The organism is Cohnella sp. WQ 127256, from assembly GCF_024519285.1.
Taxonomy (GTDB): domain Bacteria; phylum Bacillota; class Bacilli; order Paenibacillales; family Paenibacillaceae; genus Cohnella.
In genome coordinates this window covers 35,875-54,835 of record NZ_JAMZCY010000004.1, presented here as the reverse complement: position 1 = coordinate 54,835, position 18,961 = coordinate 35,875, and the positions used below count along the sequence as shown (strand labels likewise).

General features: G+C 50.6%; 11 protein-coding genes. 10 read left to right on the top strand and 1 reads right to left on the bottom strand.

The features are described from left to right. Window positions 1-13: 13 nt before the first annotated feature. The 5 genes from M1K58_RS11920 to M1K58_RS11900 all read left to right on the top strand — a co-directional run bounded on the left by M1K58_RS11920 (window position 14) and on the right by M1K58_RS11900 (window position 11,059). Window positions 14-883 (top strand): carbohydrate ABC transporter permease, encoded by an 870-nt coding sequence (locus M1K58_RS11920; RefSeq protein WP_256759085.1) that lies wholly within the window; start codon window positions 14-16, stop codon window positions 881-883. Between the two features lies 1 nt (window position 884). Then, window positions 885-1,751, top strand: coding sequence for a carbohydrate ABC transporter permease (locus tag M1K58_RS11915; RefSeq protein ID WP_256759084.1), 867 nt, complete (start codon window positions 885-887; stop codon window positions 1,749-1,751). Between the two features lie 43 nt (window positions 1,752-1,794). Further along, a complete protein-coding gene (locus tag M1K58_RS11910) occupies window positions 1,795-5,949 on the top strand; it encodes a DUF4082 domain-containing protein (protein ID WP_256759083.1) in 4,155 nt (1,384 codons plus the stop codon). A gap of 78 nt (window positions 5,950-6,027) precedes the next feature. Next, on the top strand, window positions 6,028-8,004 hold the full coding sequence (locus M1K58_RS11905) for a DUF4838 domain-containing protein (protein ID WP_256759082.1): 1,977 nt from the start codon (window positions 6,028-6,030) through the stop codon (window positions 8,002-8,004). Then, entirely contained in the window at window positions 7,991-11,059 is a 3,069-nt protein-coding gene (locus M1K58_RS11900) for a glycosyl hydrolase (RefSeq protein ID WP_256759081.1), read from the top strand. The genes M1K58_RS11905 and M1K58_RS11900 overlap by 14 nt, the downstream gene beginning before the upstream one ends. Before the next feature lie 117 nt (window positions 11,060-11,176). Here M1K58_RS11900 and M1K58_RS11895 read toward each other — a convergent pair whose 3' ends face one another. After that, window positions 11,177-12,703 (bottom strand): VanW family protein, encoded by a 1,527-nt coding sequence (locus M1K58_RS11895; protein ID WP_256759080.1) that lies wholly within the window; start codon window positions 12,701-12,703, stop codon window positions 11,177-11,179. A gap of 245 nt (window positions 12,704-12,948) precedes the next feature. On the opposite strand from M1K58_RS11895, the gene ftsE reads away from it, so the two are divergent. From ftsE to M1K58_RS11870, 5 genes are all read left to right on the top strand, one after another. Continuing rightward, the gene (ftsE, locus tag M1K58_RS11890) at window positions 12,949-13,635 is read left to right on the top strand and encodes a cell division ATP-binding protein FtsE (RefSeq protein ID WP_256759079.1); all 687 of its coding nucleotides are present in this window, start codon (window positions 12,949-12,951) and stop codon (window positions 13,633-13,635) included. Continuing rightward, the gene (ftsX, locus tag M1K58_RS11885; protein WP_256759078.1) at window positions 13,625-14,542 is read left to right on the top strand and encodes a permease-like cell division protein FtsX; all 918 of its coding nucleotides are present in this window, start codon (window positions 13,625-13,627) and stop codon (window positions 14,540-14,542) included. Before ftsE ends, ftsX begins: the two co-directional genes overlap by 11 nt. A 55-nt stretch (window positions 14,543-14,597) precedes the next feature. Then, on the top strand, window positions 14,598-15,767 hold the full coding sequence (locus tag M1K58_RS11880) for a murein hydrolase activator EnvC family protein (protein WP_256759077.1): 1,170 nt from the start codon (window positions 14,598-14,600) through the stop codon (window positions 15,765-15,767). Window positions 15,768-15,903: 136 nt separating this feature from the next. Then, window positions 15,904-17,382: a S41 family peptidase gene (locus tag M1K58_RS11875; RefSeq protein WP_256759076.1), complete on the top strand. Its 1,479-nt coding sequence runs from the start codon at window positions 15,904-15,906 to the stop codon at window positions 17,380-17,382. Window positions 17,383-17,503: 121 nt separating this feature from the next. Then, window positions 17,504-18,943 carry a PDZ domain-containing protein gene (locus M1K58_RS11870; protein WP_256759075.1) on the top strand — a complete coding sequence of 480 codons (1,440 nt, stop codon included), beginning with the start codon at window positions 17,504-17,506 and terminating at the stop codon, window positions 18,941-18,943. Window positions 18,944-18,961: the final 18 nt, after the last annotated feature.

Genomic DNA, 18,961 nt, shown 5'->3' with positions numbered 1-18,961 from the left:
GAGGAATGGCTCCATGAAGGGCAAACAGCTTTATCCTTATTTTTTTATTTATCCGGCACTAATCGTGTATTTGGTTCTGTTTATTTGCCCGACATTGTTCAGCTTCGTATACTCGTTTACCGATTGGAACGCCTATCGCGACACTATCCGGTTTACGGGCTTGGACAACTTCGTGAAAATCGTAAGCAACAGCGATCTGATGTTGTCAATCGGCAATACGGTGCTTTTCGCAGTCGTGACCAGCATCGGGAAAAACGTGCTCGGCATGCTGCTCGCGGTAGCCCTGTGCAGCCGGATCGGAATGAAGCGGTTATTCCGTACCGTATTTTTCCTTCCGACAGTGCTCAGCTTTATCGTCGTCGGCGTATTGTTTACGGCGCTGCTTCACCCGGAGGGATTCCTCAACCAGTTCTTGGGGCACGTCGGGCTTGGATGGCTGCAGCAAGAGTGGCTGGTGGATCGGAACGTCGTCATGTTTACGGTCAGCTTCGTTGACGTGTGGAAAGGAACGGGCTTTCACATGATTATTTTCATGGCGGGTCTGCTTGCCATTCCACGTGATTACGGTGAGGCTGCCCAGATTGACGGAGCCAATGCGCTACAGGAGTTTTTCCGCATTAAGCTGCCATTGATGATGCAAGCCGTCAGCGTCAACATCGTTCTCAGCCTAATAGCAGGATTCAAAGTGTTCGAGCAGGTGTTCGTGCTGACGAACGGCGGGCCGGGCTATGCTTCCTCCGTGCTGAATTCAATCGCGTTTCAGATGTTCGGCGACGGTAGATGGGGGCTCGGCACCGCGATGAATCTCGTATTGTTTCTGCTCATTACGGCAATTTCTTTCTTGACACTGACCTATTTCAAAAGAAAAGAAGTGGACATCTAGCATGACGACCGATACAAGCTCCGGCGCGGCCCGAAACGGACTAGCCAGGTTGGCGAAGGGGAAGGGAAAACTCCTTCTGGAGATCGTGCTTGCCGTTGCCGCGTTCTTTTATTTTTTTCCCATCTTGATGATGATTCTCGGCTCGTTTAAGAGCTCTATGGAGGCAGCCTCCTTTAACAAGCTCTGGCCCGAGGTGTGGGAGTTCGGGAATTTCCGGCAGGTGCTGTCCGGCGATAGAATCCTGCAAGCTTTGCGGAACAGCGTCTTCATCTCTTTTCTCTCGATCTTCCTGACCATCGTGCTGGCGGCGATCGCCTCTTTCGTCATGGCGAGAAGGAAAAGCGGATTTTCGTCCGGTGCATATTTTCTGTTTATCGCGGGCCTTGTCGCTCCGTTAATGTACATTCCGACGATCAAAACGCTGCAATTTCTGAGTTTGATGAATACGCTCACGGGATTGATTCTAGTCGTTGTCGCGACGAATCTTCCTTTCGCCGTCTTTCTTTTTACCGGCTTCATTAAGGGCATTCCACGAGAATTGGACGAATCGGCTTTCGTGGATGGCTTCGGCACGACGAGAATTTTCTTGCATATCATCCTGCCCTTGCTTACCCCGGTCGTTACGACTCAAGCGATACTGTCTCTCGTCGGGGTGTGGAACGATTTGAGCATGCCGTTGTTTTTCCTGAACGACAGCAGCAAATGGACGCTTCCAATGCTCGTTTACAACTTTATCAGCCAATACGTCCGAAATTGGAACTTGGTATACGCCTTTTTGATCATAGTTTCGCTTCCTGTGGTTGTGTTGTTTATATTCGGACAGAAGCACTTCGTGTCTGGACTAATGTCGGGCGCGGTTAAAGGGTAAGGGGATTTCTAATACGACAAGAAGATGAGGAGATGGGATAAACATGAACCGCGTATCATCGACGCTTCGCTTCTGTTTGGCAATCGTATTGTGCATGACCGGGGTTGTGCAGTTTTCTCTGGATAAATCTTCACAGGCTTACGCATCTGCGAATTGGCCCGTGACCGCAACGATGGGCAAAGAGAACGGTGGAACGGTATTCAAGATCAACGGAACTCCGGTCGTACCGCAATTTTTGTATGGCAGCACGATGAAAAAACATGCGAACTACGTCCCTTTTCTGGACACGATCGACATGGCTAATTCTCGCGACGTGCACGTGAAGTTCTGGATTAACGTGCTTGACGATATGGCGTGGAATGAACAAGTTAACGATGACGTGTTCCTGCGTGATCCCGGCGCTTACGGCATTCTGAGAATCGGCATCGCCGACGAGCAGTTGTTCGATCTGTCGGCCGACCAATACGCGGTCACGGAACGGGGGCTTCGTTCCGGGTGGCCGTCCTTGGCTTCCGCGGACTGGCGGAATCAGTTGAGCGACTTGGTGACCGGTTATATCGCATGGCTGAAACAGCAGCCCTATTCGGATCGGATTTTGGGCTTTCAGATTATGAATATGGATAGCGGGGAGTGGTACTTCGACTCCAATAGTGAGGCGCGAATTGGGGCAGGAGATGATTATTCACCTCCGATGGTCGCAGCATTTCGGCAATGGCTTAGTCAGAAATACGCGACGGACGCGGCTCTGCAAGCGGCTTGGAACAATGCCAGCGTAACGCTTGCTACGGCAGGCATTCCGACCCTGGCCGAGAGGGACCATTCGGACGAGCGCTTCTTCCGTTCGATGGAAACCGAGGGTAAAGCGATCGATTACCAGACGTTCTACAGTAAAAAAATAGCGGAGACGATCGACTTCACAGGGGGACTGTTCAAGCAAGCGACCGGCGGGCAGACGCTGCTTGGCGCGATGTACGGTTATCATTACGTCGCGGCCCACTATGCTCGCCCTTCCAATAACGGCCATTACGCGCTTGGTGATCTTCTGGATTCTCCCAACGTGGATTTCTATAGCGCTCCCGTCAAATACGGGGATCGGGCAATGGGGATCAACGCGGGCCCTATGGGCTCCTTCGATTCATTGGCTTTGCATGGCAAGATGTTCCTATTGGAAAACGATACACGTACTCATCTAGTAGACGCCTTGCCCTACCCGGAAGATATCTTATTTACTCCGAGAACGTATTCGTTGAAGGAAACGCTCGAAGCATTAAGGAGGGAGACGGGCAATCAAATCGTCACCGGTGGTGGGCAATACTTGATGGATATTAACTCCAAAGGGTGGTTCAAGCAGGAGGAGATTTGGGACGAGTACCAGAAGCTTCTATCCGTCCAGGCTAGCCGTTACCTTCAAAGCCAAGATAGGCAGTTCAGGCCGGACGTGGCGGTGATCGTGGACGAAGATTCGCTTCCGTACCATACGCTTAACGTTAACCAGAATACGCCGACCAATAATCCATACGGACCCGCGGGTTACCTGGATTACGGATTCTTTCATTTGTTCGAGCAGCAACAGCGGGAAATGGCCCGAAGCGGCGTGAAGTTCGGATATTACGTCATGTCCGATCTACTGAACATTCCCGATTCGGTGAAGACGTTCGTGTTCCTGAACGCCTACCGGGCAACATCGGCTCAAAGAGCGGAGATCAACAGCTTAAAGAAAGATGACAACGTATTGGTATTCCTGAGAGCTCCCGGTTATTTCGACGAATCCGGTTCCGATACGACCCATATTTCGGACTTGATCGGGATGACCGTGGCTAAAGCCGAATATACCAGCGCCGCGACGATTCTTTCGAATTTTTCGGATCCAGCGACCGAAGGAAGCGGCACGACGACCGTCGGCGGATGGGTCATCGGAGAAGACAGTGGCGGAGTAGAAGCGGAATATGCGCATACCCCATCCTTTTATGTGACCGATCCTAACGCGGTAAGGCTCGGATATTACGATGCCGATCCGGGCAAAACGTCCTTTACAAGGAAAAATATGGGGTCGTGGACTTCAATCTTCAGCGGCTCAGGTCCGCTTAAAGCTGGCTTGGTCCGCTCGATCGCAAGCAATCTCGGCGGCTCACATGTTTATTCTTACGACGGCAAAGACAATATTCGCACCGACGACAAGCTGCTAATGATCCATTCGGCTTCCGGGAACGCGGGGATGAAATCCATAAGGCTACCGAATCCGTCGAGAGTCGTTGACGTGCTGAATCAGGCGACGGTAGGGAAGAACGTGACTTCCTTCCGCTACGACATGGAAGCCGAATCGACGTCCTTGTTCGCCATCGTTCCTAACGATACGGAGAATGTAGAAGCCGAAGACAACGAGGTCGTCCGCACCGGATCGTGGGGGGAGGAAGCCCACGCATCTTACGCCGGCGGATCGGCGTTGAAATCGAATACGCAAGGCGCGATGCTATCGTATTCCTTCCAAGGACCGTACCTTTCGTTGATCGCGTCTACGGGCCCGGATCTAGGCCGAATAGACGTCGAGGTCGACGGACTTGCGTATCCTTACGTCGAGCTGTATTCACCTCGAACCGAATACGGCAAGGAGTTCGTTTTGGCACTGGATTTACCGGCGGGGCTTCATACCGTCACGTTGACCGTATCCGGAAACAAGCATCGCCTATCCTCGGGCACCGCCGCGATCGCGGACGCTTTCGTCACGGCATCCGTTCCTACGGTAGCGATTCCGGCTGACGAACCCGAGTTTGGAAGCGAATCGATATTCGCGGGAGAAACGCCGACGGCAGCCGGCAACGACGCCCGATACGAGCTGGGTACGCGATTCAAGACGACCGTGGACGGCACGGTTACCAAAGTGAGGCTCTACGCACACGAGAACGAAGGCGGCCAGCACAGCGTATCGCTTTGGAGAGTCGGAGACGGCGTACGTGTAGCCGGTCCTTTCACTTGGACGTTCCCTGCGGGAACCCCGGGCTGGAAGCTGTTCGAGCTTCCTTCGCCGCTGTCGATTAAAGCCGATACCGATTACATCGTGTCGGTCACGAACAGCGCGACCGACAAACATTACGTCTATACCCCGCAAGGCTTTGCCCAGCCTTTGAACAACCGGCATCTGGTCACTTATGCGGGCAGCGGCGTTAACTCTTCCCAGTTGGGAGTGATGCCGACTTATTCTTTTAACAACACGAACTATTTCCGGGACATCGAGTTCGTGCCGAATAACGGCAGGAGCTTGCTCTCCTCGCAAACGCCGCAGCGCTTCGACAACGATGCGAGCTACGAGCTGGGCAACCGTTTCACGGTGCTGACGGACGGATACGTGACGAAAGCGAGGATTTACGCACACGAGATCGAATCGGGCATCCATCGCGTTTCGTTATGGAAAGCAGGCGACGGGACGCTGCTGGCAGGGCCTTACGATTGGAACGTAAACGCCGGCTCTTCCGGGTGGAAGGAATTCTCTCTCCCGTCCCCTGCGAGGCTCAAGGCCGGAACGGAGTATATCGTGTCGGTCACGAACAGCGTGTACGACAAGCAATATGCCGTTGCCGAGCAAGGGTTTTCCGCCCCGATCTCGAACGGACGGTTGGTCTCTTACGCGGGCGGCGGTGTGAGCACGACCGCGATCGGAACAATGCCTATTTATTCGAATAACGATACGAATTATTTCCGAGATGTCGTTTTCGTTCCGGATACCGAACAGAACGTCATGGATACGTTGGTTCCGCAGAGCTTCTCCAACGATCGGCGTTATGAGCTAGGGACGAAATTCCAAACGACGGCGGACGGTCGTATCGTCGGGGTTCGACTCTATGCCCATCCGGACGAAGGAGGAGCCCACGTAGTTTCACTATGGAGGGTAAGTGACGGTCAGCGGATCGCCGGTCCGTATACCTGGAATCTGTCGACCAGACATTACGGCTGGCGCGAGTTTATTCTTCCGGAGCCGATTAGCGTGACTTCTGGGACGGACTATATCGTCTCGATTACAAACGGTCCGTCGGATTATTATTACGCGGCCACCCCGCAGGGCTTCGCCAATCCGATCTTGAACGAAAATCTAGTTACCTATTCGGGTAGCGGGGTAAGCACGACCACGATCGGAACAATGCCGACCTACACGTTTAACAATACGAACTATTTCCGGGACGTCCTGTTCGTGCCGGAAGAATAGACATACGGGAAGGCACGGCGCTTATTGCGGGCCGTGCCTTCCCTATACCGCACAATTATGACTTGGGGGATTGCCGCAATGAGCAAGAGCAATGTAGACAGCTTTAATTTAATGGAAACTATTGAATCAGCGTTACGGATTTGTATTCCCGCGTCTGCGCATGAAGCTTTTCGTTTTGCAGCGAACGAGCTTAAGACAACCCTGTCTCTCGTCGGCCATGCCGATTGCTTCATTACAGAAGGGGAAGCGGAAGCAGGGGGAAACTCTATTGTTCTGAGATTGTCCCATCCGCAAGGAAACGACGGCGATTCGGAGGATTTGGACGAATTCGAGATTCGCGCCGAGAACGGCAACGCGGTCATTGTCGCTACAAGCCCAAGAGCCGTCTTATTCGGAGCATACCGTTTCCTAGAGGAGCATGCGGGAATCTCATGGCCGACTCCCGCGTATCGTCATATTCCCGCAACGCCGGTAAGCGTGCCGATTATCGGCAGGACAACCCGTAAGGCGACGTTCGCCAGAAGGGGGCTCGTGCTGGAAAGCTCGGAGACGACTGAATACGCGATGGGCATGATAGACTGGTCTGCCAAGAACGGCTTGAACGATCTGTTTTTTACGTTCGATCTGTGGGAGCGATATCAAGGCGAGCTAAGACCGGAGCTCGCGAAGCGGCAATTAAGGCTGACGTTGGGCGGCCATAATCTAGGGATGTTTTTCCCGTCCGGGGAGCATTATACGGAACATCCGGAGTGGTTTGCGTTACAGGGTGAAGGCGAGAGAAGAATAGCTGATCAGCCTTGTTATTCGCATGAAGCTGGCGTCGGAGTGATGGTCGATAACGTCGTTCGTTACGTAGAGAGGGAGATCCGTAGAGGGACCGTTCTGGCGACGCTCTCCTTGTGGCCTAATGACAACAAGCACGTATGTAATTGCCCGGCTTGCCGGGAAGCCGGATTTATGTCTACTTATATCGGTTTTCTTAGCCGGCTTCGCCGGTCCTTCGCTTCGAAGGGCATAAGCGTGAACGTGGAGCACATCGCCTATAACGCGCAGTTGGAATGGAGCATGCTGGAGGAAGTTCCGGAATGCAGCGAGTTGGATACCTTGATCGCTTGCTGGGGACGGGACTATAAAGATTCGATAGCGTCGCCGAATCGGCCGCGCGACGCCCGGTTTAAGAAAGTTACGGAAAAATGGGCGGATGCGTGTGGCAGGTTCGGAACGAACTTGACCGTTTTCGAGTATTATTCCGACTATTGGATGTTGACCTCTTTGTTCCCTCCATTGCTCCAAACGATAGCGGAGGATATGGCCTATTATCGTAGCGTCGGAGCGAAAGGCGTAATGAGCCTTATTCTGCCTTATTCCAAGGCAGTGAGAATTATAAGGGAGGACATAGGCAGCCAGCCGATTACCGAAGCCATCGACGGACGGGAAATGAATTCGGAGAACGTCGCGATGTGGCTAAATCTTTATGTATTTTCCCGAATGACATGGGAAGGGGGAGAAGATGCGGATAGCATTACCGATCGCTTCTGCAAGCTCTTCTATGGCAAGCACGCGAGTTTGTGCAGGGGAATGCTGGATCGTCTATCGATCGCGCTTGCGGGTCTCTCGGCGTATAACACGGAGTTTTTCAAATTAAGATTCATGGATACATGGTTACGGATGGATTCCGAGGAGATCGAGAACTGGGATCCTTCGTCGGACGACGGTTCGGTCCCAAGGGAAAGAGCCGCCGAATGCAAGCGGGCGCTTGAAATATTGGACAACGGCTACGGCTTTGCAAACGTACCGCTTACAGGCGGCGAGACGGAGCCGGACGAGCAGCGAAACAACGCAGCGCTACTATTGTCCTACTACGAATTCATCGTCGCGAAACTAAAATCCATTCTCGCGCAATCTCTCGGTCAGCTTTCCTATATGGACAATAAAAGGGATGAAGCCGCAAGCCATTGGCAAGAGGCATTGCGATTGGAGAACGAAATAAACGGTTGGGATCGGGAAATATGCCGGGAATGGCTGGAAAGGGCAGTGTCGCATGATCGCGAGTAACCGGATTTGGACGAGAGGGAATCTGTCGTTCTGGTCATGGAACGATAAGTTGGACAAGACGGAAATCGCACGGCAACTACGCGAATTCAAGACGGTGGGCATTCACGGGGTATTCATTCACGCCAGAGGTGGGCTGCAAACGCCGTATATGGGAGAAGAATGGATGGACGCGGTCGAATCGGCGATCGAGGAAGCCAAGCGGATGGATATGGAAATTTGGCTATATGACGAGGATGCATGGCCTAGCGGATTTTGCGGAGGCAAGGTACCTAGTGAAGGAGAGCGATATCAGCAAAAGTGGTTATGCCATGAAGCGGTCGACTCCGAGCGGCTTCAACTCACGGACCGAAGTCTTGCCTGCTATATCTGGGATGCAACTGATGGCCGATGGCAGCAGATCCCCATGGAGACCGGCGTAAACGAGCAATCGCAAGTTCTTCATGTTTATTACGACACGAATCCGTACTATACCGATCTGCTGGATCCCGATGCGGTGGCCTGTTTTATCGGACATACTCATGAGAAGTACAAGGAACGCTTCGGGCAAGAGTTCGGGCGGACGATTCGGGGCGTGTTTACCGATGAGCCCCAGTACGCCGTTGGAAAATGGCCGTGGTCCCCGGCGTTGGCCGCGACCTTTGAGGCCGTTCGGGGATATGGCTTATTATCGATTCTCCCGGCTCTTTGGTTTGATCAGGAAGGATCAACGAAAGCGAAGCACGATTACTGGCATGCGGTCACGCGGCAATTTGTATCTTCCTTCACCGCTCAGATCGGCTTATGGTGCGAGAAGAACGGTTTGTGCTTTACGGGGCATATGGCCGCCGAGGATACGCTCTCTTTCCAAATCTCGCAGATCGGTGCGGCGATGCCTCATTACGAATGGATGCAGATGCCGGGTATCGATCACCTCGGCTTGCGGCTGACCCGTCCCGTCTTGATCAAACAGGCTGCCAGCGTGGCACGCCAGTTGGGAAGGAAGCAGGTGTTGGCGGAAACGTTCGGTTGCAGTGGCTGGGGAGCGGATTTCAAGGATCTGAAATGGATCACCGATTGGCAATTGGCGTTGGGAGTTAATGTGCAATGCCAGCATTTAGCCTCGTACTCATTGCGGGGAGCGCGCAAAAGAGACTACCCGCCGTCTCTTTCCTGGCATCAGCCCTGGTGGCGTGATTTTGATCTGTTTAATCAATATGTAACGAACCGCCAAAATGCGCTGACTTCGGGGACGGCTGCGGCGAATATTCTGATCATTCACCCGATCTCCAGTGCATGGTGCCTATATGATCCCGATCGTCTTCATTCCGTGCGGGAACTCGATCGGCGGTTCGGAGACCTATCGCAATTGCTGTTGGACATGCAGCGGGAGTTCGACTACGGAGACGAGATGCTGCTAAGCAAGTACGGCGTGGTGGAACAAGGCTGGTTGAAGCTGGGAGAGAGCCGTTACGGTCTCGTGATTTTGCCTGCATTATTTTCATTGGAAAAGAGTACCTTCGAGCTTCTGAAACGTTTCGCCGCGCAAGGAGGCAAAGTCATTAGCGCGGGGGATTACCCTAAGTGCATCGAGGGTGTAACATCGAAGGAGATGCAAGAATGGTGCGATGAGCATGTCGAGCAGATGATGCCGACGTACAAAACATTCGAGCGCGCGCTTGCGGGTGTGCCGTCAACTTATCGGCTTGCGGACGCCAGAGGACGACAAGTAAAAGATGTGATAGCCCATCATCGCATGGCGGAACACGAAGAAACGCTCTTTCTTTTTCATTCGCAAAGGGATAACGCGTACCGAAATATGTCTCTTTCATGGGATGGAGCATACGAAGTGTGGACGGTGGATGCTATTTCGGGCGAACGGATAAATTGTTCTGTGACGATGGAAGAAGGAAGGACGCTGCACACCTTCACATTGAGACCGGGAGAATCTGTATTGTTCATTGCTAGAAGGAAGCGAGAAGCGCTTGCCATGCCTGCAACGAACCGGAAGCCCGAATTTCTCCGAAGTTCGTTCGAGCTTGGAGGAACTTGGAGATTGGCTAAACAGTATATGAACGCGCTGACACTGGATCGATGCCGGTATCGAATAGCCGGGGAAGAGGCGTGGAGCGATCCCTACGACGTGCTGCATTTACAAGAACTTCTTGCCGCCCGAAGAGAACGACTCGATATCGAAATGGAGTTTTCCTTTGCGGTTCAATCCGATTACGAACCGAAGCAAGCACTGTTCTTGGCGGGCGAGGAATTGCGGTCCTGCAGTCTTTCCGTTAACGGCCAAGCGATTTCTGGACGGATGGGCGGAGAATGGCTCGACCCGTCGATCGAGAAGATCGAGATCAGCCCGTACGTTCGTTGCGGAAGGAATAGTATCGTCGTCCGAAGACCGTTCGAAGGGAGGATGGAGCACCGTTATCTGGACGATGCTGGCGCGTTCGAGACGGAGAGAAACCGGTTTGTCCATAAAACTGAATTAGAGAGCATGTATTTGCTGGGTTATTTCGAAACGGCTGCGGAGAATACTGTGACGGCCTATTCAAGTCCGAAAGGCATTGTTGAAGTATCGGCGAAGACGTTTGTGATAAGAAGCCAAAGTACCGAATACCTGATCGAAGAGTTAACCTCCCAAGGCTTGCACTTTTTTCAGGGAACTGTGTCATTGGAAAAAGAATTCATGTGGGACGGTTCGGGCAAACGCGCGATCTTGCGACTCATGGAGCCCGCATCGTGCGTCATTCGCGTCGACGTGAACGGTATGAACGCCGGGCGAATCGCGTGGGAACCGTATGAATGGGATCTCTCGGACACAATGAAAGTTGGCGTCAACACGATAACGTTTCATTTGACGGGAACGCTGCGCAACCTGTTAGGGCCGCACCACCACTATATGGGGGACCCCTTCTTTGTCGGGCCCAGCACTTTCAAGGGGAGACGGGGATGGGAAGACGCGTTGACTGGGTACGCGCATCCGGAAGTCATGTGGAGGGAACGTTACGGGTTCGTGCCTTTCGGAACCGGCCATAGCCCTGTGTTAGAAATATTGCGGGAAATCCGAGATTAGGCAGAAGGAACAACCGTTTAAGTCCTTGGCATAGGGAATAAAGGTGCCGATCGAAAGTATCACCGCCGAATCGAGGGGGAGGACAGCGTCTGTTGACGCTGTCCTCCTTTCTTCCTCTTACACCGGCTCAACGATCTCCTCGCCGCTTGGAGCGGGAGTCTTGCTTGGCTCCTTCGTTGTCCCCGGCTTTACCCCAGGAACCGGCGTAGTGCCCTCAGGGAGTAGCCTCGGATCACTAGGGTTTACCGCGATCAAGGAATCCTGTGTGCGGTAGGTATCCTTGGAGAGCTTCTTCCGTTCGGCGAATTCTCCGTCTATCTTCTTAATCAAGAAGGATTCGACCACATAGCCTGAATCGCCTTTCTGCAGGGATTTCTGTTTACCTAGCGTAATGTTCTCATCGGCGACATAGACGATTTTCGGAGGATTGACCTTCACCTGCACGGATTCCGTCTGGTAAGTGATATTGCCCGGCATCGTCCCAAAAAGCTTCACAGTTAAGGTTTTGTCCTTTACGACAGTACGAATTAATAATTGCTTGCCCGTGGAGTTGCGAAACTTGAAGTTCACGAAACCATCCGCAAAGGTCGCGTCCAGCCCCTTGGGCAAATAACTGACGACGAGAGAATGGTTGCGCCGCTCGATGATGTCCAACCCCGTCAACAAAGCTGCATTATACAGCGTGCTGGATACCTGGCAAATCCCACCGCCCATCCCGGGAACTAACTTCCCCTTTAGAATAACGGGTGCCTCTTTATAGCCGTACTCTTTTTCCGCCTTGGCGACAATTTTTCCATATTCGAATATTTCGTCCGGCATGAGTAACGTCTCGTTTAACGCTTGGGCGGCAACCGTTACGTTATGGGAACGCCCTTCAGCACTTGTGGCGAAGGAAGTTGTGAATTCGATAATCTTACGATCGATACCTTCATTTTTTAATGAGGCTAATGTCACTTCTGGAACAGTCCTAATTAGAGGGAGTTCAATAGTATGGGGCGCCCCAGACATTTCAGGTGTAGATTGCCCCGAGCCATTGGATTCCTTGTTGTTTTCGCTGGTCAAGCTCTTAGGTTCAAATGATTTTATCGTAGCGAGCAGCGAAGGAAGATCGAGGTTCGTACCTACTACTTCAGATGTGTAGACGACTTCATCGTTATCATTAATGGTTCGGGTAGCTTCTTTAGCGGTTGTCCCCGTAGAAGAGTTTAATGACGCAGTGACTTCCTTTCGCAACATTTGGTCATCCCAGGTCACCGTATACTCATAGTTCGTTTGTATGTTACTACGATATCGCAGCATTGCACGATCCCACCAAGAGGCATCCTCATAATCTTGAATTGCCTTCAAAGCAATTGAAGCATCAACCTTCATGCCGAGTTGCTTCAGTGTCCATGTAGGATCAGATAGAACGTCCGTAGCAGAAGCATCTAACCCCTGAACGGTCACCTTGATATTCTCAGCATCATCTACACGCTGCTGAATCTTCTTTAATGCATCGGTTGGAGATTGACCCCCAACATGTAAATCACCGACCTTGAAGTCCTCGGGGAGTGTATCATCACTACCGTAACTCATTGCTCCACCAGCCCCGACTCCTACGACTACAAGAGCTAGAAGGACCGTGATTAACCAACCCTTTTTCATTCGGGAATTCATCTCCAGTTCGTTATCTCTAAGTTACAAATATTTCTAAATAGTTATACTTCAATTTTTGCAGTTCGTTTTCATCAAAAATTAAAAAATTCTTAAAAAATACCTAAAGGGCAAGCCTAGCCTAGCTTTACAGGCTAAGAATCGACATATTTCCCGAACAGATCATCGACATGGAGAGGATTATCATGCATGATGTCGAAGTAACTAAAGTCTGAATCTTAACAGGAAGTGATACCGTGATTGAAATGCAGGATATTTGGAAGACCTATGCTGATGGTACAACCGCTTTGCAAGGCGTGAACGTCGTAATTGATCGTAATGAGTTCGTATACATAGTGGGTCCATCTGGTGCAGGTAAATCTACGTTCATGAAGTTAATCTACCGTGAAGAAGTACCGACCAAAGGACAAATTTCCGTTAATGGTTTCAATATAGGCAAGCTGAAGCATCGCAAAATTCCGTATGTACGTCGTAATATCGGAGTTATCTTTCAAGACTATAAGCTATTACCTAAGCTATCGGCATTCGACAATGTCGCATTTGCCATGGAAGTCATCGAAACACCACGTCGCTTAATAAGGCGTCGTACGATGGAAGTGTTGGAGCTTGTCGGCTTAAAGCATAAGGCAAGCAGCTTGCCTGCCCAACTCTCTGGAGGAGAGCAACAACGCGTAGCTATTGCTCGTGCTATCGTTAACAATCCTGCTGTCATTGTTGCGGATGAACCAACAGGGAATTTGGACCCAGAAACATCATGGGGCATCATGAATTTGCTTGAAGAAATTAACTTCCGTGGTACGACAATCGTAATGGCCACCCACAACAAAGAAATCGTGAATACTCTGCGTAAGCGAGTGATCGCTATCGAACGGGGCAGTATCGTTCGTGATCAGCAGAGAGGGGAGTATGGCTATGAAATTTAGTACCCTCCTCCGTCATTTCCGTGAAGGTGTTAAAAATGTGGGTCGTAACGGGTGGATGACATTCGCCTCGATGAGCTCCATCGCAGTCTCCTTATTTATTCTCGGAGTATTTATGCTGCTAGCTCTTAACGTTAACAAGCTCGCGGATCAGTTGGATAGTCAGGTTCAAATCAATGTCTATCTCCAGCTCGATATAGAGAAGGGGAAAGCGGAAGAGATTGAACGAACAATTAAACGGATTCCCGAGGTAAAGTCGGTTACTTACATCCCTAAGGCTGAAGGCTTGCAGCGGTTCCGAGATAGTATGGGAGAAGAAGGCAAGGAAGCGCTAGATGGTTATGAGAATGAGAATAATCCTTTACCGGATGCCTTTGAGGTTGAAGCCTTCGACCCGCAAAATATCGCATACGTCGCTAAGCAAATCTCAGCGATTAACTTAAATGACCCGTCAGCTCCGATCGACAAAGTGAAGTACGGGAAAGATGCGATAGAGAAGCTGTTCAGTATTACGAACGCTGTACGTAATATCGGATTTTTTATTGTTATTGGTCTTGCCATCATGGCAATGTTCCTGATTTCAACGACAATCAAGATTACAATCCTCGCTCGGCGGCGTGAAATTTCAATTATGAAGCTGGTTGGGGCTACGAATAGCTTTATCCGTTGGCCGTTTTTTATAGAGGGTGCAATTATTGGCTTTGGAGGATCGTTTATCAGTTCGGCACTTCTTCTATATGGTTATTCTCAGCTCGTTCGGACAACAAGCACTACAGTAGGCTTATACATGCTAGAGTTCTCCTCGTTAGATGAAGTAAGGACGCTCGTTGGAGGAACGATTATTATACTTGGGACACTTCTTGGTGTCTGGGGGAGTACGATTTCAGTCCGCAGATATTTGAAGGTTTAAAGGTCACAAATGGATTTTTTGGAAGCGGCAGGTCCGTTTCTGAAGGAGGATTACAGTGAAAAGAAAGTCTTTACTTCTAATCGTAATGATGATGGTTACTGTTCTTATTGCTCAACCTTATAACGGACAAGCTCTATCGCAGCTTGAGAAGATCGATCAGGACTTGAAGAAGCTTCAGCAGGATAAGGATAGAGTGGAGCATAATCAAAGATATGCAGAGAAGACCATTAATGAGCTAACAGGTAAGCAGGTAGCTACCAAGGAAGACATAGAGAAATTGTTGGCTCGAATCGAAACCGTGCAGAAGAGATTGGACAACACAGAGGTCAAGAGAGCGGAAGCAGAACAAGTGCTGTATCAAACAGGGGAAGAGCTTGATGAAGCCATTAAGCAGCGTGATAATCGTGATGAATTAATGGCCTCGCGGATTCGTATGGCATACACGGCTGGGCCCGTATCTTTCCTAGATGTTTTACTTAGTGCGGCAAGCTTCTCTGATTTTCTAAATCGTTATGATGCCGTGGAATCGATTGCGGCACAGGATCGCAACATTCTGGACGAGAAGAAGAAATATACGGAGGATGTCACCGAGCTGTTAAAGCAAAGGGAGACGGATCTCGAAGAAGTGAAGAAGCTCTACGCCGAGGCTAAGCAGCATAAGGCTGAGCTTCAGCAAGAAGAAGGCGATAAAGAAGTTATGATGTCCAAGCTAGCGAAGGACATTGAAGAAATGGAAGAAATCAGTGAAGAATCCGAAAAAGAGCTCACGAAGCTCGCGAAGGAAGCTTTAGCACTGATTGCTAAGAAAAACCGGATTAAGGACTACTACAAGGGCGGCAAGCTGGGCATGCCATTGAAGTCGGATTACCGCTTATCATCCCCTTTTGGTTATCGGACTCATCCGATAACGGGAAAGAAGAAGCTACATGCTGGGATGGATATGGCAGCTCCTAAAGGAACGCCGATCTACGCTGCGGAGTCAGGTGTGGTTACGATCGCCCAATCTTGGAGCGGTTACGGAAACTGCGTCATTATCGAGCATGGTGGTGGGTTAGGAACGCTATACGGCCATATGAGCCAAATTCTTGTGAAGAAGGGCGAGACGGTCAAGCGTGGACAGAAAATCGGTTTGGTAGGTTCAACTGGTCAATCGACTGGTAATCATTTGCACTTTGAAGTTCGCAAAAACTCCGAACCGGTTAATCCTGCGCCTTATTTGAAGTAGCAGCATGAGGGACAGCCGATCTTCCGACATACTCGTCGGGCGACGGCTGTTTTCTTGTCAAAGCTAAAAACGAGGATAAGTGATATAAGCTTGTCATACTGTAACTATATGCGGTAATTCGAGGAGTGGGGTTTACGTGTGGTTTCGAGGTCGCACCGTTGTGGCCATGATTGTGCTTGCAGCTATTGCTGCCAGTATGGCAACGTATGCTTATTTCGAGCTCCCCGATTGGGACTTTAAGTCTTCCAATGAACAACAAACGGGTAGAGTTTCATCTCATGTTAAATTAGGTCTACAGCAAGATGAGTTAGATAAGCTGAACAAAGCTATTGATCTTATTGGGCGTCGTTTTATTGAGCCGATGAATCGGGATAAGCTACTCGATGGTGCGATTCAGGGGATGGTGGAATCGTTGCACGATCCCCACTCCATATATAAATCCTCAGAAGAAGCCGAGAAGTTCAGTGATGCACTGCAAGGGGTCTTTACTGGAATTGGTGCAAACTTAAGCGTGGAAAATGGAGCTATTGTGGTAGAGGCACCCATCGGTGGTTCGCCTGCGGAGAGAGCAGGATTACAGCCAAGGGATATATTGCTTTCAGTAAACGGAGAGAGCTTGCAAGGGTTAACGATTAGTGAGGCGATTGCCAAGATAAGAGGACCCAAAGGGACGAAGGCTAAGCTTAAGGTGCAGCGTCAAGGTATGACTCAGCCGCTAGATCTTGAGCTTGTCCGTGACCGCATCACTCGCGAAACTGTAACTGCCGAGATTGGGGATGATGGTGTTGGACACCTGAAAATCAATCAATTTAACGAGGACACGGCGGTAAAGGTTGCTGATGAGCTTGCGCTGATGGAAGCCAAAGGACTAAAAGCTCTCGTGATCGACGTTCGAGATAATCCGGGAGGACTTCTTCAGTCTGCGATTGAAGTGGCGGATCAATTTATGGAGAAGGGCAAACCGATTGTGCAGTATGAGTATCGCGACGGGAAGCAGAAGGTAGATACCGCTGAGCGCGGAGCTAAAAATAATAAGCATTATCCCCTAGTTGTGCTTGTAGACAAAGGCAGTGCCAGCGCAGCGGAAATATTGGCGGGAGCGTTGCAGCAATCTGCCGATGCGGTGCTCATCGGTCAGACTACATATGGCAAGGGAACGATGCAGGTATCCTATAATGGTGAGCTTGGGGATGGTAGTCTTGTTAAGCTGACCGTATACAAATGGTTGCTCCCTGATGGTACCTGGGTTAATGGGAAGGGAATCACACCGGATTTCGTTGTGATCCAACCAAGCTATTTTCAAGCGTCGCGGTTACCACGGGATCGCGTTCTCAAGTTCGATGTTACGGGTGAAGCGGTAACAAATTTGCAGAACATCCTCGAAGGGGTTGGCTACCCGGCAGATCGCACGGATGGATACTTCAGTCTGGCGACCAAGTCAGCGGTAGAGAAGTTCCAGACAAGTCAATCGTTACCTGCAACAGGGGAGCTTGATGTTGAAACGGCGCAGCGACTGGAAGAGGTGTTGTACCAGAATTTGAAAAATCAAGATTATGATAAGCAATGGCAAGCAGCTCATACTAAGGCAAGGGAGTTAATTAATCATTCCCAATAGGGCAGGACGGAGAAGGAATTTACATCCTATTGTCGAATAGTTTAGGAGGTTGACCACAGGTCAACTTCCTTTTTGCAATAAATTGAAGAAGTCGGTTTACTGGATGAAAGGGGAGGGGTAATTGGATCCTCTAGTGAACGTATTGCGGGAAGCAGGACAAGCTGTAATTGGATTGTTCACACTCCCGTATTTTTATATCGCGGTAATACTCGTATGGTGGCATGCACGTCTCGGGGTTAAGCTACAGCGCAAGCTGTTCCACGTCAGACTTTATGGTTCCCTGTACTTGACGCTATCGAGGGTCATAGCCGGAGTTGCAGTTGGTATCGTATTATCCTTGGTAGGACTTGGTGCTGGAGCAGGACTCACCTCAGAAACGTTGATGTTCCTTTGGATTGTTATGGGTGTACTTGCCATCTTTCAACTCCGGTATGTGTGCTTGGCCTATGCAGCAGGCGTGTTAGGCTTGCTGCAAGCTCTATCTGAGTGGACAGGACTTGAAGCGACAGCATCGCCGGGAGCATTCTCTGATGCGTTGAATACACTTGCGGCTATTGATGTTCCAGGACTACTCTTTATTGCCGGCCTGTTGCACATTGCGGAAGGCTTTCTGGTGCGCTTACAGGGTGCTAAGCAGGCAATTCCTCTGTTCCTACAAGGAAAGAGGGGGAAGCTATTGGGTGCATACTCCCTATCTGGTGTATGGCCTATTCCCCTTCTGTGGCTCATACCGTCAGCGGGTGGTGGGTTTACACTTCCGTGGATGCCCCTGTTTGGGGGTGTAGGAGAGACGGCTACATGGAGTATATTAGCCTTTCCTGTATTGATTGGCTTCAGTGATCGAACGACAAGCTTCTGGCCAGAAGACAAAGCGCGTGCTTCAGGAAACACGCTCATGCTATACGGGGGAGCCATTGCGGCGCTCGCGATCGGTGCACAGTTCTGGTCACCCCTTAGTGTAGTTGCTGCAGTAGCTGCATTTGTATTGCATGAAGGTTTGCTTGTCGTCAGCCGTATGCGGGAAACTGGGCGTAGTCCTTTATTCGCACAGGATGGGAATGGAGTTAAAGTGCTTGCTGTGTTGCCTAACACGCCAGCGAGTGAGTTAGGCTTTCAATCCGGTGAATTGATTAAGAAGGTAAACGGGTCTACCGTTCGCAATAAGGAGGAGCTGCATGCCGCTCTTCAGAAGCAATCTGCATTTTGCAAAATAGAAGTCGCTAACCGCGATGGCCACATCAAATTTTTACAGCGTGCGCGTTACGAAGGTGAGCATTACCAGCTTGGCTTGATCCTAGCTCCAGATGATGACGTAGAGTTTGTTGCAGCGTCTCGCTCAGCTTCGATTTGGCAGATGCTTAGGGCAGCAGGAGCACGTAGGCTAGGGAATTCGCCGACGATGAAAGCACGCCAAGAAGCTGAGCAAGCGGCGGCAGAGCTTGCAGCAGCGGAAGAAGAGGAAGCGGCCGCAATTGCACTGGCCTTGGCTATCGAAGAAGAGGAAGCGGCTAAAGCTGCTGGACTTCCACCTCGGAGCTCGCAATCTCGAAACAAGTCTTGACTCCACGTCGGATGTGAA

Excerpts from the sequence above, each read along its gene's own strand:
- M1K58_RS11915 (WP_256759084.1), top strand. The coding sequence starts at position 885 with ATGACGACCGATACAAGCTCCGGCGCGGCCCGAAACGGACTAGCCAGG.
- M1K58_RS11920 (WP_256759085.1), top strand. The coding sequence starts at position 14 with ATGAAGGGCAAACAGCTTTATCCTTATTTTTTTATTTATCCGGCACTA.
- M1K58_RS11905 (WP_256759082.1), top strand. The coding sequence starts at position 6,028 with ATGAGCAAGAGCAATGTAGACAGCTTTAATTTAATGGAAACTATTGAA.
- M1K58_RS11910 (WP_256759083.1), top strand. The coding sequence starts at position 1,795 with ATGAACCGCGTATCATCGACGCTTCGCTTCTGTTTGGCAATCGTATTG.
- M1K58_RS11900 (WP_256759081.1), top strand. The coding sequence starts at position 7,991 with ATGATCGCGAGTAACCGGATTTGGACGAGAGGGAATCTGTCGTTCTGG.
- M1K58_RS11895 (WP_256759080.1), bottom strand. The coding sequence starts at position 12,703 with ATGAAAAAGGGTTGGTTAATCACGGTCCTTCTAGCTCTTGTAGTCGTA.
- ftsX (WP_256759078.1), top strand. The coding sequence starts at position 13,625 with ATGAAATTTAGTACCCTCCTCCGTCATTTCCGTGAAGGTGTTAAAAAT.